Origin of the sequence: Nostoc sp. FACHB-152 (genome assembly GCF_014697475.1) — a bacterium.
Taxonomy (GTDB): Bacteria; Cyanobacteriota; Cyanobacteriia; order Cyanobacteriales; family Nostocaceae; genus Nostoc_B.
Genome location: NZ_JACJRV010000058.1, coordinates 20,969 through 44,101 on the forward strand (window position 1 = coordinate 20,969; position 23,133 = coordinate 44,101).

At 40.0% G+C, this 23,133-nt stretch carries 16 protein-coding genes; 8 read left to right on the top strand and 8 right to left on the bottom strand.

The features are described 5' to 3' along the window. Positions 1 to 94: 94 nt before the first annotated feature. Positions 95 to 1,159: a TrkA family potassium uptake protein gene (locus H6G76_RS26680; RefSeq protein ID WP_277883133.1), complete on the bottom strand. Its 1,065-nt coding sequence runs from the start codon at positions 1,157 to 1,159 to the stop codon at positions 95 to 97. A gap of 151 nt (positions 1,160 to 1,310) precedes the next feature. Here H6G76_RS26680 and H6G76_RS26685 point away from each other — a divergent pair, with 151 nt between their 5' ends. From H6G76_RS26685 to H6G76_RS26695, 3 genes are all read left to right on the top strand, one after another. Continuing rightward, the gene (locus H6G76_RS26685; protein ID WP_190707874.1) at positions 1,311 to 2,591 is read left to right on the top strand and encodes an aspartate aminotransferase family protein; all 1,281 of its coding nucleotides are present in this window, start codon (positions 1,311 to 1,313) and stop codon (positions 2,589 to 2,591) included. Positions 2,592 to 3,011: 420 nt separating this feature from the next. Then, entirely contained in the window at positions 3,012 to 4,628 is a 1,617-nt protein-coding gene (locus H6G76_RS26690) for a mechanosensitive ion channel family protein (protein ID WP_190707876.1), read from the top strand. 137 nt (positions 4,629 to 4,765) lie between these two features. Then, the gene (locus tag H6G76_RS26695; protein ID WP_190707878.1) at positions 4,766 to 5,029 is read left to right on the top strand and encodes a hypothetical protein; all 264 of its coding nucleotides are present in this window, start codon (positions 4,766 to 4,768) and stop codon (positions 5,027 to 5,029) included. An 89-nt stretch (positions 5,030 to 5,118) separates the two neighbouring features. Here the strand turns inward: H6G76_RS26695 and H6G76_RS26700 are convergent, their stop codons facing one another. The 4 genes from H6G76_RS26700 to H6G76_RS26715 form a co-directional block, all read right to left on the bottom strand. Continuing rightward, positions 5,119 to 6,297 (bottom strand): AGE family epimerase/isomerase, encoded by a 1,179-nt coding sequence (locus H6G76_RS26700; protein WP_190707917.1) that lies wholly within the window; start codon positions 6,295 to 6,297, stop codon positions 5,119 to 5,121. A 147-nt stretch (positions 6,298 to 6,444) separates the two neighbouring features. Further along, entirely contained in the window at positions 6,445 to 7,596 is a 1,152-nt protein-coding gene (locus tag H6G76_RS26705; protein ID WP_190707880.1) for a glycosyltransferase family 4 protein, read from the bottom strand. 128 nt (positions 7,597 to 7,724) lie between these two features. Continuing rightward, positions 7,725 to 8,510, bottom strand: coding sequence for a PIG-L deacetylase family protein (locus H6G76_RS26710; RefSeq protein ID WP_190707882.1), 786 nt, complete (start codon positions 8,508 to 8,510; stop codon positions 7,725 to 7,727). A 433-nt stretch (positions 8,511 to 8,943) separates the two neighbouring features. After that, entirely contained in the window at positions 8,944 to 11,145 is a 2,202-nt protein-coding gene (locus H6G76_RS26715) for a hypothetical protein (protein WP_190707884.1), read from the bottom strand. Positions 11,146 to 11,953: 808 nt separating this feature from the next. Between H6G76_RS26715 and H6G76_RS26720 the strand changes: the two genes are divergently transcribed. Both H6G76_RS26720 and H6G76_RS26725 read left to right on the top strand, forming a co-directional pair. Next, the gene (locus H6G76_RS26720) at positions 11,954 to 13,123 is read left to right on the top strand and encodes a glycosyltransferase family 4 protein (protein ID WP_190707887.1); all 1,170 of its coding nucleotides are present in this window, start codon (positions 11,954 to 11,956) and stop codon (positions 13,121 to 13,123) included. A gap of 31 nt (positions 13,124 to 13,154) precedes the next feature. Then, complete coding sequence (locus tag H6G76_RS26725; RefSeq protein ID WP_190707890.1) at positions 13,155 to 14,300, top strand: glycosyltransferase family 4 protein; 1,146 nt, start codon at positions 13,155 to 13,157, stop codon at positions 14,298 to 14,300. 37 nt (positions 14,301 to 14,337) lie between these two features. Here the strand turns inward: H6G76_RS26725 and H6G76_RS26730 are convergent, their stop codons facing one another. Together H6G76_RS26730 and glgA are read right to left on the bottom strand one after the other, a co-directional pair. Then, positions 14,338 to 14,709, bottom strand: coding sequence for a hypothetical protein (locus tag H6G76_RS26730; RefSeq protein ID WP_190707893.1), 372 nt, complete (start codon positions 14,707 to 14,709; stop codon positions 14,338 to 14,340). A 495-nt stretch (positions 14,710 to 15,204) separates the two neighbouring features. Then, complete coding sequence (gene glgA / locus H6G76_RS26735) at positions 15,205 to 16,683, bottom strand: glycogen synthase GlgA (RefSeq protein WP_190707896.1); 1,479 nt, start codon at positions 16,681 to 16,683, stop codon at positions 15,205 to 15,207. 181 nt (positions 16,684 to 16,864) lie between these two features. On the opposite strand from glgA, the gene H6G76_RS26740 reads away from it, so the two are divergent. Together H6G76_RS26740 and pcrA are read left to right on the top strand one after the other, a co-directional pair. Then, positions 16,865 to 17,269 carry a hypothetical protein gene (locus tag H6G76_RS26740; protein WP_190707898.1) on the top strand — a complete coding sequence of 135 codons (405 nt, stop codon included), beginning with the start codon at positions 16,865 to 16,867 and terminating at the stop codon, positions 17,267 to 17,269. After that, complete coding sequence (gene pcrA, locus H6G76_RS26745; RefSeq protein ID WP_190707901.1) at positions 17,253 to 19,577, top strand: DNA helicase PcrA; 2,325 nt, start codon at positions 17,253 to 17,255, stop codon at positions 19,575 to 19,577. Before H6G76_RS26740 ends, pcrA begins: the two co-directional genes overlap by 17 nt. Before the next feature lie 272 nt (positions 19,578 to 19,849). Here the strand turns inward: pcrA and H6G76_RS26750 are convergent, their stop codons facing one another. Then, a complete protein-coding gene (locus tag H6G76_RS26750; protein WP_190707903.1) occupies positions 19,850 to 22,294 on the bottom strand; it encodes an ATP-dependent Clp protease ATP-binding subunit in 2,445 nt (814 codons plus the stop codon). Positions 22,295 to 22,525: 231 nt separating this feature from the next. Here H6G76_RS26750 and H6G76_RS26755 point away from each other — a divergent pair, with 231 nt between their 5' ends. After that, on the top strand, positions 22,526 to 22,822 hold the full coding sequence (locus H6G76_RS26755; RefSeq protein ID WP_190707905.1) for a DUF3288 family protein: 297 nt from the start codon (positions 22,526 to 22,528) through the stop codon (positions 22,820 to 22,822). Positions 22,823 to 23,133 lie beyond the last annotated feature (311 nt).

Here is a 23,133-nt window from a genome sequence, read left to right on the forward strand (position 1 = left end):
ACATCAGTAGATGAGAAAACTGAGACACTCAAAGACTTTTAACTCTGTCACCTATCACCTGTTACCTGTCACCTATCACCTGTCCCCTGCTATATCAGTTCTTTTTTGGCTTGCGTAATTTCTGAGAACCAATGGGTAAGAGAACTTGGTTCAGACTCCGCAACTGTTCAGCTGTACCCATACAAATCAGGGTGTCTCCTGGCATCAATACTGTGTCACCAGTGGGGCCGCCAATGAGATTGCCGTCACTGCGGCGAATTGCTAGTACTAATGCCCCAGTTTGCGATCGCAGTTTGGCTTTTTGCAAGGTTTGACCCACGAAGGGAGAGAAAGCGGGATCAAGTAAAAATTCTTCCATATATAGCTGACGGTCTGCACCAGAAAGTATCCCGTCAACAAAATCTAATACTTGCGGTCGCAGGGCGGCTGCGGCCATGCGTTTTCCACCAGTAATATAAGGTGAAATTACGGCATCTGCACCACCGCGTTGTAACTTTTGTAATGCTTCTTCTGTACTGGCGCGAGCGATCGCCCGAATACCTGGATTTAGTGTTTTTGCTGATAATACTGTATATAAATTTTCTGCATCGGAAGGTAGGGCTGCAACTATACAAATTGCTCTTTCTATCCCTACATGAAACAGCGTATCGTCTAAGGTTGCATCTCCTTGGTATACTATATAACCTTCTGCCTGCGCTTTCTGAACAGAGTCAAAATCCGAATCTATAACTACAAAAGGTACAGCCTCAGCGCGAAATTCCCTAGCTATTTGCCGACCAGTGCGACTAAATCCACAAATAATATAATGTCCCGTCAAGGATTCCATTAAACGCCTCTGTTGTCGTAGTCGAATTCCCTCTTGAAAGTACCCTTCAATTATTGCTTCTGTAAATCTATTGACAATGTAACCGATATTGATCACACCCAACAAAATTAGAGCAATGGTAAACAAGCGTCCTCGGCTGCCAAGTGGCTGTGTTTCGCCATAACCCACCGTAGCTAAGGTAATCACTGTCATGTAAGCGGCATTTTCCCATGACCACCCCTCGACAAATCGATACCAGAAAGTGCCAATCAAGAACACACCGCCAAGGGCTAATGCTCCTGCCATTAACTCTTTTTGGATACGTTGATATTTTTTCTCAAGTGGGGAATACAAGGTTATTTTTTACCAGCGTTTCTCGTTTAAGGATATTCAAGCGTTAGTCTAAAAGAAAGTATGAGCAGCCATAAATCACCAGAAATTTTTAACAATTTCGAGGAAACTAGTAAGTGAGTGTAAGATTAAAGATTTTTCAGGAGGAGCGGTAGTGAGCTTAGAAACTCTAGTTGAACAAGCTAGCATCCCCCCGTCAGATACAGTGTCATCTATCCCCTTTGATACGGATAGTTTTAATGAAGCTGTGATGTCTACCTATGGTCGGTTTCCCTTAGCCCTAGAAAAGGGTGCAGGTTGCCGGGTTTGGGATACACAGGGGCGGGAGTACCTAGACTTTGTGGCGGGGATTGCCACTTGCACACTAGGACACGCCCACCCAGCTATGGTTGAAGCGGTGACGCGTCAAATTCAGAAGTTGCATCACGTTTCTAATTTGTACTACATTCCCGAACAAGGTGAATTAGCCAAATGGATTATCCAGCATTCTTGTGCCGATCGCGTATTTTTTTGCAACTCTGGTGCTGAGGCTAATGAAGCAGCAATTAAACTGGCACGCAAATATGCCCATACAGTTCTAGACATAGAAAAACCTATTATCCTCACAGCTAATGCCAGTTTTCACGGGCGGACTTTGGCAACAATTACCGCTACTGGACAACCAAAGTATCAAAAATACTTTGACCCATTAGTGCCTGGGTTCCATTACGTACCTTACAACGATATTTCGGCTATAGAAACAGCCATTAGCGAATTAGATGAAGGTGACTATCAGGTAGCAGCAATTTTAATCGAACCATTGCAGGGAGAAGGTGGTGTGCGCCCTGGTGATGTGGCTTATTTCCAAAAGCTGCGGCAGATTTGTGATAAAACTGGCATTTTATTGATTTTCGATGAAGTGCAAGTTGGCATGGGGCGCAGTGGTCACTTATGGGGTTACGAACATCTTGGTGTGGAGCCGGATATCTTCACCAGTGCAAAAGGTTTAGGCGGTGGTATCCCCATTGGTGCGATGATGAGCAAAAAATTCTGCGCTGTCTTCCAACCAGGAGAACACGCCAGCACCTTTGGCGGTAATCCTTTTGTTTGCGGTGTGGCGTTGAGTGTGTGCCAAACTATAGAACGGGAAAATATTTTGCAGAATGTCCAAGAACGGGGCGAACAGTTGCGTGCAGGATTAAATGCGATCGCAACCAAGTATCCTAATTACATTTCTGAGGTTCGGGGTTGGGGCTTAATCAATGGTATGGAGTTGCAAGCAGACACTCAGTTAACTGCTGGTGATGTTGTCAACGCCGCCATTCAAGAAGGTTTATTACTGGTACCCGCAGGGCCAAAGGTTGTCCGGTTTGTGCCACCGTTGATTGTTAGCGAAGCAGAAATTGACCTGGCTTTACAAGCTGTGGAACAAGCTTTGGCTAAAATCACAGGTTAACAGAGTTAAAGATGAGGGTGTAAGGGTGTAGGGTTTGCTCACTTATACCCCGCATCCTTTTTTTAACCTGATTTTAGAGAAAGATTTTGTGTAATTTTGTTGGTGCGATCGCTATCCGCAAGTTAAAGTTTCCTATTTTTTTCAAAAAATATTTTAAATAATTTATCGGTCTATTTTTAGATATAGAAATATTCAATCATTGTTAACCAAAAAATACCCAATTTTTTAAATAATTCGGGTATCTAATTAAGGTTAATTTGCCTATAACAGCAGAGTTTGCAACAGTAGTATTGATGCCAATGATAGAGTCATTTTCTATTTTTTTGGTGTAATTATTAATTAGGTATATTTACTAAAATTAACTTTGAAACATGGCTATAGAAATAGTCAAAAGTGTATTTTACTCAAGGAGGTGTTGGAGTGCGTTTGAGATTTTTAGCGATTTTTGGCTCAATTACAGTCTCTACTGTTGTTGCAATCCCAGTGACAGCCCAGATTCCACTTTTACCACTGTTGCAAACTCCTAACAGCCCCAGTAACGAATCAGATAATCGCACTGTTTCTGGCTGGATTTATTTAGATGGTCGTCGTTTATTTCAGATAGGTGCAAATAGAACTAATTTTCCAGAACGTTTGCAAAACATTCAACGAAATTTAAATCAAATTAGTCAGAATTACTTTCAATCATCTGCACAAAAAGTCAATGTAGAAGTACGCTCGGTCAACGAAATACCTGTAATTCAGGTTAATGGCGAATATTTGATGACTGTCACTTCTGACGATGCCAGATTAAGACAAGAAAATCAGTCAATATCGGCTGATCAAATCGCCGATATCTTACGAGAAGAATTACCAAGAGCAAAGCAAGAACGACAAACTCAATATCTCATCAATCAAGGTAAAATTGCTGCTGGTATCGCTGTGGTAATAGTTCTCGCAAGTAGCGGAGTCTATTACTACCAACGTCGTTCTCGAAAAGATTTTGTCCACTCAATTCCCCTCACCTCTCCAACAGCACAACCAATTGCTAACCAACTGACTCAACAGCAACATCAGCACATTAAAGAAGCTAAAAAACGGCTATTTCAGCTAACGCAAGCGGGGATTTGGGGAGGCGGAAGTTACATTATTTTAGGTTTATTTCCTTATACACGACCGATTCAGGTAGTAATTTTGACTGCTGCCCAAATTCCTTTGCGGTTAGCTGTTGTTGGTTTAGGAATTTATGTAGCTACTCGTTTGAGTTATGCACTGATTGATCGTTTTGCTTCTACACTTATCAGTAGTGGTGCTTTATTAAGCTCAGATACTTCTGAACGGCTACGTTTGCGAGTTTCGACATTTTCTGGCGTGACTAAAAGTATTGTCACCTTTATTTGGGTGGGTGTTGGTATTTTACTAGGTCTAATTTCTCTTGGTATAGATATCGTGCCATTACTTGCAGGTGTCAGCTTAGTGGGTGTTGCAGTTTCTCTGGCTTCCCAAAACCTCATTAAAGATGCAATTAACGGTTTCTTGATTATCTTAGAAGACCAATATGCATTAGGTGATGTGATTAATGTTGGTAATGTTGGCGGTTTGGTAGAAAATCTCAACTTGCGAATGACACAGTTGCGAGATTCTGAAGGACGCTTAATTACTATTCCCAATAGCGAAATCAAGATTGTCGCTAATTTGTCAAGTCGCTGGTCAAGGGCTGATTTAACGGTTCCAATTGCTTATGAAGCTGATATTGACCATGCTTTAGAATTGATTAAAAAGGTAGCTTTAGAAATGGATCAAGATCCACAATGGCAGCAACAAATTGTGGAAACTCCCCAAGTTTTGGGTATTGATAATTTTGGCGATCGCGGTTTAATCATCCGTGTCTGGATTAAAACTCAGCCCCTCAAGCAATGGGATGTCGCCCGTGAATACCGCCGCCGCCTAAAAGTTACCCTCGACCAAGCAGGTATTACTATTCCTGTACCACAACAAGCAATTTGGGTAAATGATGCACAGTTGTTGAATGCCCAAGTGAATGGCAAAGGCGATTAGTCATTGGTCATTTGAACGTCTTGTAGGGTGGGCATCTTGCCCGCCAGATCTAATGTGCAAGTTAGATAATCTTGGTCTTTTCAGTACAAATGTACTATAATATGTACAGCGTTCAGAAATCCTAGTGCAGTGCAATTATGATCAAGCATTACATTCTCAATCTCAATCCGACTGCCAAGCACGAATGGGATCGCTGTATATTACGTGACCCACTGACTGCAAAACGCCCAGACTTATCGAGATTAATCGCCGAAGCAGTTGGTGCGGATACAGGAAGTTATTTAGTTAGTGTGAATATCGAAGTACAGGTGTTGGAACAGGCTGCTGTACCGCAAGCTGAACAACTTTCGCTTTCTTTTTCAGAGGTATCTGTGCCGTCGCCCATGCGAGAAGCAGCGTAGTCAGGGTAATTGTGAGAACGGATAAAACTAAGTATAGGAGTGCGATCGCACAGATCCCCGACTTTTTAAAAAAGTCGGGGATCTTAAATTTATGACTGTGAACCTAAAGCTTGAAACTGCTGCCAGCATAAGTACAACGCGCGGGGTACGTGAAAACACCCCTTCCACTTGCCGCCTTTGAGATTTAACAGCACTTCTCCACGACGATTGAGATAGCCAAACCACTCACCATACTCAGGATCTGCAAAGTGTGTCCAGGCGTAATCGTGCATTTTTTGATACCACTCCCAACAAGCTTCACGTCCTGTCAAGCGATAGCCCATTGCCAGTGCTACTAAAGATTCTAGATGTACCCACCACAATTTTTGATCCCATTCGAGTTGCTGTGGAGGATGACCTTCTGCATCCATAAAGTAATACAAACCACCATATTCTTGATCCCAAGCAAAATTGAGGATATTTAACACCACATCAACGGCTTGGTTAATAATTTGATTGTCATTTTTGCGTCGGGCAATGTCCATGATAAACCACATGGCTTCGATACCATGACCGGGGTTAATTAACCGTCCCTCAAAACAATCAATGTGGGAACCATCAGGGGCAACGTTTTCAAACATCAGTCCCCGTTCTTGGTCGAGAAAATCAGTCATTACTTCTTTGACAGTTGCAGCCAAAACATTCTCTAGGGTTTCACTTGGCAACAACCATTCCATTTCTAAAGTCAGGTTGGCTAAAATCATTGGCACAGCTAAAGCTTTCATCGGGCGAGTACCGGGGTAAGTTTTGGTGTATTTACCTTTGGGGTTATCTTTACGACGCAACACATTGTTGTAAGCTTGCATCGCTACATCCTTTGCCCACTCTTCACCAGATGCCAACGCATATTGGCTAAATGCCATTGCTGCAAAGCAATCAGAAAAAATATTATAAGGCTGTACTAAAGGTTGTCCTTCACGGGTGAGGGCAAAATACCAGTTTCCTTCTTCATCTCTGCCATGTTGCGCGAGAAATTTAGCACCATTACTGGCAATTTTGAGCCAGTTGTCTCGTTTTTCTAGTTGATTACACAACATCGAAAAAGTCCACACCTGACGGTTTTGCAGCCAGATAAATTTGTCAGTGTCGTAAACCTGTCCTTCACGATTTAAGCAGGTGAAATAACCGCCGTGTTCCCAGTCTATAGAGTGTTGTTCCCAAAATGGAAGTACATCATTGAGGAGGGCGTTTTTATAAAGTTCTGCCAGTGCTTGAAAATCTTGCCCCATAAATTCTTCCCCTTGTATGCCAACACCAACAGCGTTAATTATCACCTTGGTTTGGATGGACTACAAGTGTTTAAAGAAGGGTGCAGGGGTAGAGACATTCAAAACCCTTATACCTAACCACCTCGGTACGCAATTTCTGATATCGTTTCAACGCAATGGGGTTGCGGGAGTTTTCATTAGAAAAACTTCTTTCGCTTCCATAACTGGGCGGACGCTGTAGTTTTTGACAAGTTCGCGGTATACACTCATAGTTTCTTCGTGAACTCGCACTGCACTGAACCGTTCTAAGTTTTGTTTGGCGCGGTTTTTCCAATATTGAAGTTGTACAGGGTTGCTGAGTAATTGCGCTAAGGCAGTTGCTAAGGTTTGACTATCTTTAGGCGGTACTAAAATACCAGCTTGGCGATTATCTAATGTTTCGGGAATGCCATCTACATCACTAGCAACAATGGCACAACCTGCTTCACGCGCTTCTGTTAACACTAAACCAAAAGATTCGCAGTGGGAAGCAAGAACGAAAATATCGGTTGCAAGCATATAACGTTGCGGTTCTGGCTGGAAACCTTCAAAATGAATGCGTTGGCGCAGCCCGCCGCAGGCATCGCTAAAGGATGTACTTTTTGCTAGTTTCTCAAATATGGAACGTTCTGGCCCATCACCGACTAAATATAAGTGTGCTTGAGGAAAGTCTGAAGCAATTTTGCTAAAAGCTGCGATTAACTCTGCAATACCTTTGCGAGTATACATCCCAGCAACGGTGGTGATGGCTGGGCTATGTAAGGGGAGGGGTTGGTAATTTTGAATGCTGGGATGGCGAGGACTATTTAATGTTCCGTTGGCAACTACGCGCAATTTGCTTTGGGGTATACCACGGCGTACCATTGAATCGGACACAGCTTGACTCACAGCGATTACCCGATCTGCTAATCCCATTAAAACTGCGCTACGCTGAAATTCGTTGTGTACTGTAGATACCAGACTATAGTTGTAGCCTTTTCTCAAAAACCCTGCTAGCAAAACTCCAGTCATCATGTGTGCATGAATAATATCCGGCTGAAATTCTTGGATAATATCTCTTAAACACAAAACTGCTTTGAGCAGATTTAGCGGTTGTCTGGACTGATTTAAACGAAAGTGTTTAACATTATGATGTGCTAGTAATGTTTCAAATTCTCCCCCAGCAGAAGCCACAGCAACATCATGACTATCTTGAGATTGTAAACAAGCTAGGTCTACTGCCACGTTAACAATGCCGTTACCGACTTTTTGTAGATGATTGGTAATATGTAATATTCTCATAGTAAATTTTCTCAATAAAGTTTGTTAGCAAATTATGAACTTTGCAGTAATTTAAACTATCTTTGACTGTGAAAAGAAATAAACTTGGTTATTTCTTTTTACTTTTTGACAAACCCAAAACTTAGAAATTAACTATCTGCTTTAAAAAATATTTCATAAGCACCAAAAAATCGCTTCACGAAACCACGAGGTAGACCATTTAGTTGAGAAGTATAAGCTGCGATCGCTTGATTTTTCTTATGTTGAACTGATGTGATAGATAAACTATAAGCTGCTGCTATATCCTGCAATTTGAGCATGATAAATAATGGCGCTCTCCAGAATAACCAGATGGGGTATTGTATCAGTTCTAGTTCACGTGCTGATTCACTAATAGCTGCTTTCACTAATTCATATGATGCTTCATGATCTCTATGGCAGTCTTTTTTATGGGGTACATATACTTCTTCTGGTTTATATTTATTGAGAAGTTCTGCTATTTGTGAAATTGTGTATAGTCTTGCCTCAGTTTTTAAATTTAACAAGCTGCCATCTTGTTTATCTAAAAAATAAATTTTTGATGCTTCTACACCTAATATTGTTAATGCTTTAATTGATTCTTGCTTACGAATTTGAACAATTTTATTTTTTGATTCTACATCTGAATTCCCGCCACCCTGTCCATCAGTTAGAAACACCACCACTACAGAAACACCTTGTTCACGCTTTTGAGCAATCATTCCACCACAGCCAAATGTTTCATCATCTTGGTGGGGAGAAAACACCATTGCTGATTTTTGATTAAGTGATAACGGCTTGCTTCCCCGGAACAAAATCCAATGCACTATTAAGTTAGATTGGATATATTGCATCTGCTCAAGCCAAAAACGAGGAACTAATTTTTGAATTTGTTGCAAATAGCCTTTAATATTCATCAGCTTTTTATTTTTTCAATATCAAAATAGGAATTTTTGATAGTAAGCAATAGTGTTTTTCAATTTTTGACACTAAAGTACTATATTCTATCTACTCTGCTATTTTTTACTTTCCAGAAATTTTATTTAAAGAAAGAATAAACTTAGATATTGATAAATAAAAAAGAATCATACTTTAAACTGTTGGACTCTGATTAAGCTTTATATCAATTCAATAAATGCGACATATGTATCTGAACTGTATTAGATTATAGAGTCAAGAAGAAGGGTGTAGGGGTTGGGAGTGGGGGCTTGAACCCTTTTTGGTTTCGGGGCGGGGTGTGCATAAATTAAAAAGTTTTTTCTTTTGTCCCCACACCCTACACCCTAGTTTTGGTCAAAAAAAGCCTGAGAAATTTATTCCCAGGCTAATAAATTAACTTTAGTTTAAAACTTAACTTTTCAGTCGATACATAATTACCTTTCCTTTCCAATCTTCTTCTACAAAAACTACATACTCACCATTTGAGCGACGGATGGCGCGGATACCGTGTGGTATATCAATCCAGCCACTTTCACCTGCTACTTCTGGGCCGGGTTTGAGTTTTTTAACCATCTCTCCAGTCTTGGCATTGTAGACGTAAACTTCTGCCGTTTTTCCTGTGACAGCAAATACATAGTCTCCGGCGACACTCATGGCGGCGGTGGCTACTTCGCGTTTACCAGTAGTGTCGTAAGGAATTACAGTCCGCCAACTAGGTGTGGAATTACCTTTACTCCAGTTATCAAAACGTGCAATCTCTGAACCTACAACTTTGGTATCATCACCGATCGCAGGATGATCTGTAGTAAAGCCTGACAAATACATAGTATCGGTTTGGGGGAAATATTCAATTCGCCGCAAATCGGTAAAAATGCTGGGAGTCTTTTGCTTTTGCATAGAAGCATAGGTGTAGATGGGGTTCCCATTCGCATCTAGTCCTTGTAGAGGATAGCGACGGATACCATCTTGAGTCCGTAAGGTTTTCCAGACATCACCTTTGCTGTCTACCCACCAGCCACCGATGTAGGGATAGTCCTCACTTTTATCATACTCATCTTTGTCAAAAGCACCATTACCGTTGCGATCGCGCCAGATCCATTCTCCTTTTTCTGGTTGATGTGCTGGCCAATTTCCTGGCATTGATTTTTCACCACCGCCATGTGTACCAACAAACATCCCCGCCGGAATTGCAACTTTACCATCTTTAGCAGGATTGAAACGATAAATCTGCACAAAGCTGCTATACATATCTGTAAGATACAAAAACGGCTTACCTTGAATGCGGCGAACAAAGGTAGCATCTGGAGAAGTATGCAGGCGTGGATCTTGGGGGTATTTGAAAGGATTTAATGTGTAGGCTTTGTAAGTCCACTGCTTACCAGCAGGCTGGTTATAGTCAATCAAAAAATGTTCTTGTTTAGTAAAGACTTCTAAACCATCGGTTTTAGGATCAGCATCTGCGTTATCAACAAATAACAGTCCGTGTAATTGCCAAAGCTGTTTTCCTGATGGCGAAAACTTGCGTAAGTCTGTACCTGATTTGTTAAAACCGTTGCTATTGACATAGATATTACCTGCTGCATCTACACCAACTCCTGTAATACCATAGAGTTTTAATGGTTGCACTTCACCAGGAACACCTGCATAAATTCCGCCTTTAGTGCCGAAAGTGCCAACCTGCACAGGCTGATTTTTAATGTTGTAAATTAGTATTTGTTGATGTGGGCCGTTATCGGCTACTAATAGTCTGTCTTGATTATTGATCGCGATCGCTGTTGGTTTAGCAATATTTGTAATTTGTTGGGATAATGGCTTACCTGTTGCGGAATAAGACTGAATTTTATTTTGATTTTGAATAACCCAAATATTACCTTGTTTATCAATAGCGATCGCTCCTGGTTTATCTACGCTAAAACTACGCAGTTCTTGCATTGTTTCGCTATTAAAAACCCGAATCTTATTATTAGCAGAATCACTCACATATAACTCGTTTCCTGTCGTTGCTAATCCAGTAACTTCACTTTTATTACTGATAATTAACATACTTTTATCCCAACCACGCCCTCCAGTAAACGGTGCTGGTTTGCCGAATAAATCATAGCGTCTGACAGTGTACCAAGTTATGCCATCTGGTGGATAATCTTTATCTGTGTTGCCAATTGTGCCTTGAGATAAAGCAATATAAATATATTTACTATTAGCTGTAACAGCTTTACCACCAAGGCGACTCCAACCGTGAGTATCCTCAACGATACCTATTACATTGCCATCTTTATATATACTTGCCTCTCTACCACCTTCATCCCAATGACTATTGGTGTAGACTGTACCATTAGGAGCAACATACATTGCCTCAATATTATTTTGTACCCACTTATCTCCACCGCCAAAAGTGTTTCCCAACCATGAGGTTTTATATGTAGTTGCAGCTATGCTAGTAACATTAGAATCAATATTTATATCAACAGATATGGCTATAAAAGCAATAGCTAGACCAAAAATATAAAAATATAATGCTTTTAACTGTCGTTTATTGCTTAATTTAGTTATTTTTAAAATGTATTTATTAACTCTCTGATAGAGTTTGCTAAATAGCACAATTACTTTTTTCATAACATACCCAAAGATGTGATTGCTTACTAAATTAGTAAACATAGACATGACAAAATAACTGAATAAAAAATATTTATTCAATAATCAAATATTAATTAGACAATGTTCAAAATATATTGACTTAGCTAATTTTTGACCATCACTTAACTTCCATAGCCACTAACTATCCACCCTGACGTATCGCATATGAATGGTTTACTATTGCCTTTTATGGATTATGTGATGTGTATTTGCGCCCTTGAGTAGCTTTTTAACTTGAAGCTAAAATATGAAACTTACTACAAATTTTGCTCCTAGCAAAGCATATTACATAAATAACAAATTCTTGATATTTGAAAATTCGTATTTACAAAAAATTCATCAAAAACACACGATTTATTAACACTATTATCAAGCAATAGTAGGACACATTTGTACAAGTAACAATATTTACTTACAAAAGTTTCTAAATAGTAAAGCTTAATACAAATAAATTAAATTTACCGTGAAATAATATTAGACTTTATGGCTGAAGCAGCATTGACATATATATGCTTGAGAGAATCTGTAACGTAGAAAACCAAAATTTTATTTACATATAAATTAGTGCTTGCTTAAATATAGCCTCGCTGTAAATTAGCAATTTATCAAATTTTGCTAAATATTTAGATTTAACCAAAATCTCCATGCAGTATGACGTGAAGAGTGCTGATTATCTCAAAAATTACAGGATATATGTAGTAGCTGCATTCAAACCCAAGATCCAAAATTGTTTGGATTGAATTTGCAGTAAATGTAAGCACGCTCATACATCATAGGAGCTAACTAAGTGCAAGATAAAAAACAAAATTATAATTTTACAACTGCTTCCATACTTACACTTGGTATAGGCTGGTTTCCTAAAACACCCGGAGGCTTAGAAAGGTATATTTATGAACTAACCTATGAATTAGCAGCCCGTCAAGACAAAATAGAATTATGTGGAGTTGGTTTACCAGAAGCTGAGTTAGATTCATCAATTAAATTAACTAATTTAGCTTCTCCAGAAAGTCCCATTTGGCAACGGCTTTGGTCTATTCGTAATAACTTTCAAAAAACTAGAATTGAAAAACCAGATGCAATTAATTTACATTTTGCATTATATAGCTTTCCGATTATGGATATCTTACCTAAAGATATCCCCATTACATTTAACTTTCATGGCCCTTGGGCATCAGAAAGTGAGCAAGAAATGGTTAATAATAAACTCAGTATTATTTTAAAGCGTTGGTTAATCGAAAAAAATACTTATAAACGCTGCGATCGCTTCATTGTTCTCAGCAAAGCATTTGGTAATATTTTACATCAGCAATATCAAATACCTTGGGAAAAAATTCACATTATTCCAGGTGGAGTAAATATTCATCGCTTTCAACCAAACTTATCAAAGTATGAGGCGCGTCAGAAATTAGGCTGGCCAGATAATCGTCAGATATTATTTACTACCCGGCGTTTAGTCAATCGTATGGGAATTGATAAATTATTGCAAGCTATAGCAATTATTAAACCAAAAGTTCCTGATGTTTTGTTAGCAATTGCTGGTCGCGGTCATATGCAGAATTTACTACAGCAACAAGCTAAAGAATTAGGCTTAGAAGATACAGTTAAATTTTTAGGTTTTTTGCCTGATGAACAATTACCTATGGCTTATCAAGCTGCTGATTTAACTGTAATGCCTAGCCAGTCTTTTGAAGGTTTTGGATTAGCAGTTGTTGAATCTTTAGCTTGTGGCACACCTGTTTTATGTACACCAGTTGGAGGAATGCCAGAAATTTTAACACCATTTTCTCCAGATTTAATTACTGCTTCTCCTAACCATTCAGCAATAGCTGAAAAATTAGAAAATATACTTTTAGGAAAATTACAAATTCCCTCCCGTCAAGACTGTCGTCAGTATGCTGTTACTTATTATGACTGGCATTTTATAGCTCAAAAAGTTCGGAATATTTTATTAGCTTAAAAATGTAAAATTTAAATATCTAATATATTTTATGAAAATTTTATTTTTAGACCAAAGTGGTAAACCTGGTGGCGCAGAATTATGTTTAATAGATATTGCTAAACCTTATGGCGATCGCGCTTTAGTTGGCTTATTTGCTGATGGCCCTTTTAAAAATATCCTCCAGCAGCATTCTATCCCAGTAGAAGTTTTGACAACACAAGCCATCAAAGTACGTAAGCAAAGTAATTTCGCCCAAGCATTAGCAAGCTTAATACAACTAATACCTTTATTAATTAAAGTTGTAAAAATAGCTAAACAATATGATTTAATTTACGCTAATACTCAAAAAGCATTAGTTATTGGCGCACTAGCAAGTTTTTTTGCCCGTCGCCCTTTAGTCTATCATTTGCACGATATTCTTTCTCAAGAACACTTTAGTCAAACTAATCTGCGCGTTGCTATTACCTTAGCCAATCTATTTGCATCCTTAGTAATTGCTAATTCTGCCGCTAGTCAAAAAGCCTTTGTACAAGCAGGCGGAAAATCAGAACTAACCGCAATTGTTTATAACGGATTTGACCCTAAAAACTACCAAGTTAGTGAGTCTGATGTAAACAAAATACAACACCAGTTAGGATTAGAAGGTAAATTTGTTGTCGGACACTTTAGCCGCCTAGCACCTTGGAAAGGACAGCATATTTTAATTGATGCCTTAACAAAGTGTCCGCCACAAGTAACCGCAATTTTCGTTGGGGACGCGTTATTTGGCGAACAAGATTATGTTCAACAATTACACCAACAAATTACAGCTTTAGGGTTAGAAAATCGTGTCAAATTTCTAGGTTTTCGTTCTGATATTCCCCAATTAATGGCAGCGTGTAACTTAGTTGCCCATACTTCCACTGCACCAGAACCCTTTGGTAGAGTGATTGTAGAGGCAATGCTATGTGGCACACCCGTAGTTGCAGCAAAAGCTGGTGGTGCAATGGAATTAGTTGAACATGGTGTCAATGGCTTTCTTGTAACACCAGAACAACCTCTGGAACTTGCACAAGTAATCAACACCTGCCTTCAGGAAATAGAAATAAATGCAACCATCGCTGATCGTGCTAAGAGTATTGCTAGTCAGCGTTTTGATGTTGCAACTATTAATCAACAAATTGCTCAACTACTGTGTTCACTGTTTAATGAATAGAGACGTTTCCTTGCAACGTCTCTATGGAACTAGTTGACTATAACCCCACTAATTCTCGTGATTCAAAATCAGTGAGTTGTTGGGCAATAGTCAATCTTGCTTCTAATTTAGCCACACTAAACTGATTACGCAGATATTCTAAATGAGCGATCGCATTTGCTTTTTCCGCACTTAATTGGATCAGTGTGTCCATTGCCTTTTGATATTCGTGATTGACAAGCAGCACTTCAAAACGACGCGCCTTGCGTTGACCATCATTTTTCAGATCCATATCAAATGCAGCAGCGCGATCTGCATTGCCTTCAAAACGGTTAATTTGGTACTGTACCGCCATCAGCTGCGAATCTAGTTCATTAACTCGTTGAGCAGCTTGAGCGATCGCAGATGGATAATGACTCAATTGCATCATCAAATAATCTTCCTCTAAGAATTTCGATTCTTAACGCAGTAAAACATATAGAGGCAAGATAAATTACCTCTGATTGCTCGGTTCTTATGGTTTTACACTTGTTGTGATATTTGTGTAAATATCACATTTTGGAATTCACTCAAATACTGGGTCAGCGTCAGAAACTACAATTTGCACTAACACCTATAGTCTAAATTATATATCTATTATAGTAAAAATGTACTGTAACCGCCACAACAAGAGGTGAAGTTTAGGTAAATAGCAGCAGTTCTCACTTTCTCAAAATCTTTTAATCTATATGTGTTTGGCTATATGCTGCGATCGGACTAGTTGATTGCAACACCGAATATAATCTAATGCATTGTTTTGATCCACTTAGCCAGTAGCGTGTGTTAGGCAGATATTTTGAGATAATTTTTAATGCAAAATAAGCTACGCCTAACACACCGCAACATAAACTAGTGCGTTACGGTTTTGCCATAACGCACCCTTAACTTACCAACGGTGTTTAATCCAGTCGTAAATCTTGAGATACTCTGCGCCAGGAATATTCCATGAATAGTCGTATTTCATTCCCTGAATAGCTAGTTGACGGAATTCATCAGGAGACTGATACCACAAATCTATTGCTCGATTCATCGCAGACTCAAGCGCATAATTATCTGTTTCATAAAATACGTAGCCATTGCGTTTTTCCGGTGGTAAATTCTGGTCATAATCTCTATCAAATACCGTATTCACCAATCCACCAACACCACGCACAATAGGAACTGTGCCGTATTTGAAACCAATCATTTGAGTTAATCCGCAGGGTTCATAATTGCTAGGAACAACAATCATATCCGCGCCTGCATAGATGAGGTGGGATAATTCTTCGTTAAATCCTAGTTCTAAATGAACATCAGGGTGATCATTTAAAAATTCTTTTTCATGCTGGAAATGCTGATTAATTGCGGCTTCTGTCGCCGAACCGAGTAATACAAATTGTGCGCCTTTATTCAGGGCATGATAAATAGCGTGGTGTACTAAATGCACACCTTTTTGATTATCTAAACGACCGATGTAAGCAATGATTGGTTTATCAGCAGCACCAAGCAAGAGCCGCTCTCGCAAGGCTTTTTTGTTATATATTTTTTGTTCAAAATCTTCGTAGGTATAGTTAGTGGGGATATAACGGTCAATTTTAGGATTCCAAAAATCGTAATCAATACCGTTAAGAACCCCTGTGAATTTATCTTGATGCAAATGCAAAGTGTGACCCAAACCACAACCAACTTCTGTAAAACGAGCTTCCCAAGCGTGATTTGGTGAAACTGTAGTCACAGCATTGGCGTAAACAATACCCCCTTTCATGTAGTTTAAAGCGAAGGGGTTGAAGTTATCACGCAGTTTATCGTATTGGAAATAGTACTCTTCCCGATTTAAACCTGTCGCCCTGAGTGTTTGTACACCGCCTATTCCTTGATGCTTAAAGTTATGGATGGTGTAGCAAACTCGCTGATATTCCATACCGTTATACTTGTAAATTTCCGCAAGTAAGACGGGAATTAAGCCTGTTTGCCAGTCATGACAATGGATAATATCAGGTCGCTTGTTACTTTGATTGAGAAATTCTAAAGCAGCTTTGCTGAAAAAGGCAAAGCGCATATTATCATCATCGCACCCGTAATAGCAGCCACGATTAAAGAAATTGTCTTGCGAGTGGGGTTCAATAAAGAAGCACAGTCTTCCATGTACCCAACCACAGTACACAGAACAGTGAATTGCTGCACCATACCAAGGTACCCATAAGTCCTTGTAGGCATCATGCAGTCCCCAAATATGGTCGTAGCGCATACAATCATACTTGGGCAAAATAATCTCGACGCAATGCCCTCTGCCTTCTAATTCCCTACTCAGTCCGTAAACAACATCCCCTAAACCGCCTGCTTTAATTACAGGAGCGCATTCCGAGGCAATCTGTACTATGTACATTACTAGTCCTCGCTACATAAAACTTTATGTTTACTATACTGATCAGTATATGAAATATGTACTCATTGACAAGTAAGGATGTGAATGATACTTAGGAAAGCTTAATACAGGCGGTAGATAGTAAGGTTATTTAATCCTCTACCAGACTTATACTGAAGAGATTCGAGGAGTATTTAATGTAGTGGATGTCAGAGAAGTTATCGGAGAACGTGGCGAATCTATTTTTCGAGTTCTCATTACACGTAAACATCCCAGTCGTGGTTATTTATTTGAGCATCCTCGATTTTTAGGAGAAAAAAAGCGAACAATCGACTTTTACGTAGAACTCTTTCATGATGATTTTTTGATACCTTTCTTTTTTGTGCAAGTAAAGTCAACATCTCAAGGTTATACTCAAAGCGATCGCCGATTGAAAGTCAAAGTTACTGACAGCGATATGAAACGAGAGTCATTTTGCTGCATAAAAATACTCTGGCTTGATAATTATGCGATCGCACCTAGTCAAACCGGAGGGTTGACGCTGCTAAAATACCATAGGACAAGCAGCGACTCACCAGCACCTCACAGCCATGACTACAACGATTGACTTTCTCAGTCACCTTAACCCTAGCCAACGTCAAGCCGTAGAACACTATTGTGGCCCGTTGTTAGTTGTTGCTGGTGCGGGTTCCGGTAAAACACGCGCGCTGACTTATCGCATCGCTAACTTAATTCTCAAACACCGTGTAAATCCTGAAAATATCCTGGCGGTGACTTTTACCAACAAAGCCGCACGGGAAATGAAAGAACGTATTCAAAAGCTATTCGCTGAACAATTGGCGATGACGCAATATGGTAAAAAATTGGAGTTACTAGAAGAATACGAACAGACGAAGTTGCGATCGCAAGTTTACCGCACCTATGTCAAAGATTTGTGGTGTGGCACATTCCATAGTTTATTCTCCCGAATTCTCCGCTTTGATATCGAGAAATATCAAGATGAAAAAGGCAGGAAATGGAATCGTAATTTTTCCATTTTCGACGAATCTGATGCCCAAGCTTTAGTTAAAGAAATCGTTACTAAACAACTAAATCTCGACGATAAAAAATTTGAGCCGCGTTCTGTCCGCTACGCTATCAGTAACGCTAAAAACCAAGGCTTAACACCCCAAGACTTTGAAAAAGACCAACCTAACTATCGTGGGCGAGTAATTGCTCAAGTCTACAATTCCTACCAAGATAAATTAGCCCAAAACAACGCCCTTGACTTTGATGATTTAATTCTTGTACCTACTAAGTTATTTCAACAAAACGAGCAAGTATTAGGATATTGGCATCGCAAGTTCTGTCATATTTTGGTAGATGAATATCAAGATACCAACCGTACTCAGTACGATTTGATTCGGTTGTTAGTAACCAATGGCGAAGACAGGAAGAGCGAGTGGAATTGGCAAAATCGCTCAGTATTTGTCGTAGGTGATGCCGACCAATCAATTTATAGTTTTCGTATGGCAGACTTTACAATTTTGCTGGAATTTCAGAACGACTTTGGCGACGGTCTGCCAGATGAAGATACCCGCACAATGGTGAAGTTAGAGGAAAACTATCGCTCTTGTGAAAACATTTTGCAAGCAGCGAATGAATTAATTGAAAATAATACCCAAAGGATTGATAAAGTTCTCAAACCAACGCGGGGAAGTGGCGAACAAATTTATTGTCATAAAGCTGATGATGAACTTGCAGAAGCAGATTTTGTGATTCGGCAAATTCGGACTTTAGAACATCAACATCCTGAATTAAATTGGGGTAGTTTTGCCATTCTTTATCGGACTAACGCCCAATCTCGACCTTTTGAAGAATTGTTAGTTAGGAATCAAATCCCTTACACAGTTGTCGGTGGGATGAAATTTTATGACCGTAAAGAAATTAAAGATGTCTTAGCTTATTTAAGAGCGATCGCTAACCCATCTGATACAGTCAGTTTGTTACGTGTTATTAATACTCCCCGGCGAGGAATTGGCAAAGCTACGATTGATAACTTGATTAATGCCTCTCAACAATTAGGTGTCAGCTTGTGGGAAATCCTCAGCGATGAAACATCTGTCAATACATTAGCGGGGCGTTCGGCAAAATCGGTGAATAATTTCGCCCAAATGATTAGCCGCCATCAAGAACAAGCCGCAACAGTTCCAGTTTCTGAGATTGTCATGGGTTTATTAGAAGAATCTGGTTACGTCCAAGACTTGCAAAGTCAAGGTACAGATGAAGCGGAAGACAGAATTCAAAACGTTCAGGAACTTTATAACGCCGTCTTACAATTTCAAGAAGAAAATGAGGATGTTTCGTTAACAGCCTTTTTGCAAAGTACGGCCCTGAGTTCTGATTTAGATAATTTAAAAGAGGGACAAACAGCAGTTTCGCTGATGACTTTGCACGCTTCTAAAGGGTTAGAGTTTCCTGTTGTCTTCTTGGTAGGTTTAGAACAAGGATTATTCCCGAACTACCGTTCTATGAATGATCCTGCATCCTTAGAAGAAGAACGCCGCTTGTGTTATGTAGGAATTACCCGCGCCCAAGAACGCTTGCATTTATCCTTCGCCCGCGAACGCCGTTTATATGGTTCACGCGAACCCGCCATGCGATCGCAATTTCTCGACGAATTGCCCCCAGAATTATTATCTACTCAAAATAAAATTCATCAAGCCTATACCAAAGCCGCTATAACAAATCGCGGACAGCAAGACTTATCTTATAATTGGCAAGTTGGTGACAAAGTATTACACAAAACCTTTGGTATTGGTGCAATAACTCACGTTTTCGGCACAGGAAATAAAATATCTGTAGCAATTAAATTTGCCAGTCTAGGACAGAAAATTATTGACCCAAGAGTAGCCCAGTTACAAAAAGTAGATTAAAAGCTCTACCTCCTGCTAGTTTTGAAACTGAACTACTCCATTTGACAAATTCGTGTGCGATGAATAGCAAGGGTTTCAAAGATTTTGATTCGGAGTTTATAATGAAACACTGACAGGACTTACGCAAGAACTCTCTCAAACTCTTATAAATTAGTGTCCTTAGCGTCCTTTGCGGTACATTTTTTCATAATTTTGCGTAAGTCCTGTCAAAAAAAATCCCCTGGCTGAATAGCCAGAGGATAACCTTACTTAAAAGTTATTAAGCCTAAAGATTAACGAGCATTAGCTAAAAGCAACTCACGTGTATCTGACTTGCGAATTCTCACTTGACCGTCGTCATCTACATCAACAATAGCCGTATCACCATTGCCGATTTCACCAGATAACATAGCTTCAGCCAGCGAATCTTCTAACAAACGCACAATTGCTCGGCGTAAAGGTCTTGCACCATAGCTAGGGTTATAACCTTCGCGTACCACCAAATCTTTAAATGCTTCAGTAACTTCCAGGGTGATACCTTTTTCCGTCAAGCGATTAGCTACCTCGCGGAGCATAATCTCAGAAATTTCCTTGACTTCATCCTTAGACAGTTGAGTGAAGACGATAATCTCATCAACCCGGTTTAGGAATTCAGGACGGAAGTAAGCTTTTAGTTCCTCATTCACTAAGTTGCGAATACGGTGATAGCTAGCTTCAGCTTGATTATCGAATTCAAAACCTAAACCACCACCACCTTTTTCAATCACCTTAGAACCGATGTTAGAAGTTAGGATAATCAAGGTATTTTTGAAATCGACTTTGCGACCTTTAGCATCAGTAAGCTGACCGTCATCTAAGATTTGCAGCAGCATATTGAAAACATCTGGGTGCGCTTTTTCGATTTCGTCGAATAGCAACACAGTATATGGTTTGCGGCGTACTGCTTCTGTGAGTTGTCCGCCTTCGTCGTAACCGACATAACCAGGCGGCGAACCAATCAACTTAGATACAGTATGGCTCTCCATGAATTCAGACATATCTAACCGAATCATGGATTCTTCTGAACCAAAGAAGTAAGCTGCTAACGCTTTAGCCAATTCTGTTTTACCAACTCCCGTTGGCCCAGAGAAGATAAAGCTAGCAATCGGACGGTTGGGATTCTTTAACCCAACTCTAGCGCGACGAATTGCGCGAGATACAGAAGTAACTGCTTGTTCTTGACCAATTAAGCGTTGATGCAGCGTATCTTCTAAGTGCAACAGCAACTCTGACTCAGATTCCGTCAGTTTGTTGACTGGTACACCAGTCCAAGAAGCGACGATTTGAGCAATGTCTTCTTCGTCAACAATTGGAATAGGAATACCTTGCTCTTGGCTAATTTGAGCTTCCAGTTCTAGTTCGTTGTCGCGGAGTTCGCCCGCTTTGTCAAAATCTTGAAGTCTGACGGCTTCATGTTTGGCTTTGGTAACGCTAACCAGTTGACGCTTCAGTTCTTTGTTCGCAGAACTTTGAGAATTCCGCAGACGGACGCGCGAACCAGCTTCGTCAATTAAGTCTATGGCTTTGTCTGGTAAAAAGCGATCGCTAATATAACGATCTGCTAACTCAGCCGCAGCTAATACAGCAGCATCGGAAATTTCTACTTTATGATGCTGTTCATAAGCACCACGCAAGCCATAGAGAATTTGGATGGTTTCTTCAACTGAGGGTTCACCAACTAAAATTGGTTGGAAACGTCTTTCTAAAGCAGCATCGCGTTCGATGTGCTTACGGTACTCATCAAGAGTTGTTGCGCCAATGCACTGAAGTTCACCCCGTGCTAATGCTGGTTTAAGAATATTAGCAGCATCTAAGCCACCTTCTGTGCCACCAGCACCCACGAGAGTATGAATTTCATCAATTACGAGGACGATATTACCCACAGAGCGGATTTCGTCCATAATTTTTTTCAGGCGTTCTTCAAAATCACCCCGGAAGCGAGTTCCAGCCACTACCAAGCCCATATCTAGGCTGATAACTTGTTTATTCAACAAGAGTTCAGGAACATCTTGGTTAACAATACGTTGTGCTAAACCTTCTGCGATCGCAGTTTTACCAACCCCTGGTTCGCCAATCAACACAGGATTATTTTTTGTCCGACGACCAAGAATTTGAATAGCACGCTCAATTTCTTTTTCCCGACCAACTACAGGGTCTAGCTTGCCTTCTTGAGCTAATTTACTGAGATTTCTGCCGAATTCTTCTAAAGTAAGTGCTTGCTGGTTGCGCCTTGGACTATTACCAGCCACAGCACCTACATTAGTATCTTCGCCTAAACGACGTAGAACAGCAGTCCGAATCAGTCTGAGGTCAACACCTAGATTTTGCAACACTTTCGCGGCGACACCTTCGCCAGCTTCAGTCAATCCCAAAAGTAAGTGTTCAGTGTTGATGTAGTTATGTCCTAAACTATGAGCTTCTTTAAACGATTGCTCGAAGAGGTTTTTTACTTTAGGAGTAAAAGGAATTTCTGGTGGTACAAAACCAGAACCTCGACCAATAATTTTTTCGACTTCCCGACGTGCTTCTTTGAGGGTAACGCCCAACTCACTCAGCACCTTGGCAGCAACTCCCGTTCCTTCTCCGATTAAACCCAGGAGAATTTGTTCAGTTCCTACGAAGTTGTGTCCCAGGCGACGTGCTTCCTCCTGAGCTAGCATAATTACCTTAATGGCTTCGGAAGTGAAGTGTTCAAACATAGCGGGTTCTTGCTCCCTTGCTGCTTGGACTTGGGGGTGAGCTAATGTTCACCCTAAATAAAACTTTTTTGTATTTTCTTAAAGACAATGTATCTTTATTTAATATTGACTGGCAGTGGTGAGAGCCGTAAGAGTTAAGGTGTGTTTGCCCTCATCTTTATTATCACGCCGTGAGAAGATTCCCAACTCTAGACTCAGAATGAATTAATAATCCGACTAAAGGTATAAACTATGGCAGAACAGCACGGAAGTAAAGATCAACAACATCCACTTTACAACCGCGATCGTCCCGTTATTGATATTTTACTCGCTCAGGAGCCTACAGACTATAACTTGGCAGAATTAGCCCGATTGCGTATTCGTTATCAAGGTTTCCCTGGAGCGCAAGAGATCAAACAAGGGTTAGATCAGGTCATGCAAAAATGGGGTTTAACAGAAGCCGAACTTTTTGCTAAAACCCAGCAAATTCATGACGTAGGCGGAATTTACAAAAGTCGTGGCAAAAAAGAAGAGCAGGATTGGAATTAGGTAATCCTAACGCAAAGAGACAGCAATTCAATGGTTGGGTCAGGATGGAAAAATATGGGAGAACCATACTGAAAAGTTAAAAACTCATTCAGCTTACAGCCACATTACTTATATATAAATAATTAATCTCGTTTGAAGTTGCGTAGAAAGGCTTGGTGTGGGGAGGTTGTAAGGGAAGGGAAAAAGTTTGACAACTTTTTTGAGAAAGTAGTTGACACTTCAGTGGAGCTTCGTTATATTAGATAAGTGCCTGAGAAGCGGACGCAAAAAAGCGGCGCGGTCAGGAACCGAACCTAGAAAATATTATAGTT

Coding starts and splice junctions, on each gene's coding strand:
- H6G76_RS26695 (WP_190707878.1), top strand. CDS start 4,766: ATGATCAAGCATTACATTCTCAATCTCAATCCGACTGCCAAGCACGAA.
- H6G76_RS26700 (WP_190707917.1), bottom strand. CDS start 6,297: ATGGGGCAAGATTTTCAAGCACTGGCAGAACTTTATAAAAACGCCCTC.
- H6G76_RS26705 (WP_190707880.1), bottom strand. CDS start 7,596: ATGAGAATATTACATATTACCAATCATCTACAAAAAGTCGGTAACGGC.
- H6G76_RS26710 (WP_190707882.1), bottom strand. CDS start 8,510: ATGAATATTAAAGGCTATTTGCAACAAATTCAAAAATTAGTTCCTCGT.
- H6G76_RS26715 (WP_190707884.1), bottom strand. CDS start 11,145: ATGAAAAAAGTAATTGTGCTATTTAGCAAACTCTATCAGAGAGTTAAT.
- H6G76_RS26725 (WP_190707890.1), top strand. CDS start 13,155: ATGAAAATTTTATTTTTAGACCAAAGTGGTAAACCTGGTGGCGCAGAA.
- H6G76_RS26730 (WP_190707893.1), bottom strand. CDS start 14,709: ATGATGCAATTGAGTCATTATCCATCTGCGATCGCTCAAGCTGCTCAA.
- glgA (WP_190707896.1), bottom strand. CDS start 16,683: ATGTACATAGTACAGATTGCCTCGGAATGCGCTCCTGTAATTAAAGCA.
- pcrA (WP_190707901.1), top strand. CDS start 17,253: ATGACTACAACGATTGACTTTCTCAGTCACCTTAACCCTAGCCAACGT.
- H6G76_RS26750 (WP_190707903.1), bottom strand. CDS start 22,294: ATGTTTGAACACTTCACTTCCGAAGCCATTAAGGTAATTATGCTAGCT.
- H6G76_RS26755 (WP_190707905.1), top strand. CDS start 22,526: ATGGCAGAACAGCACGGAAGTAAAGATCAACAACATCCACTTTACAAC.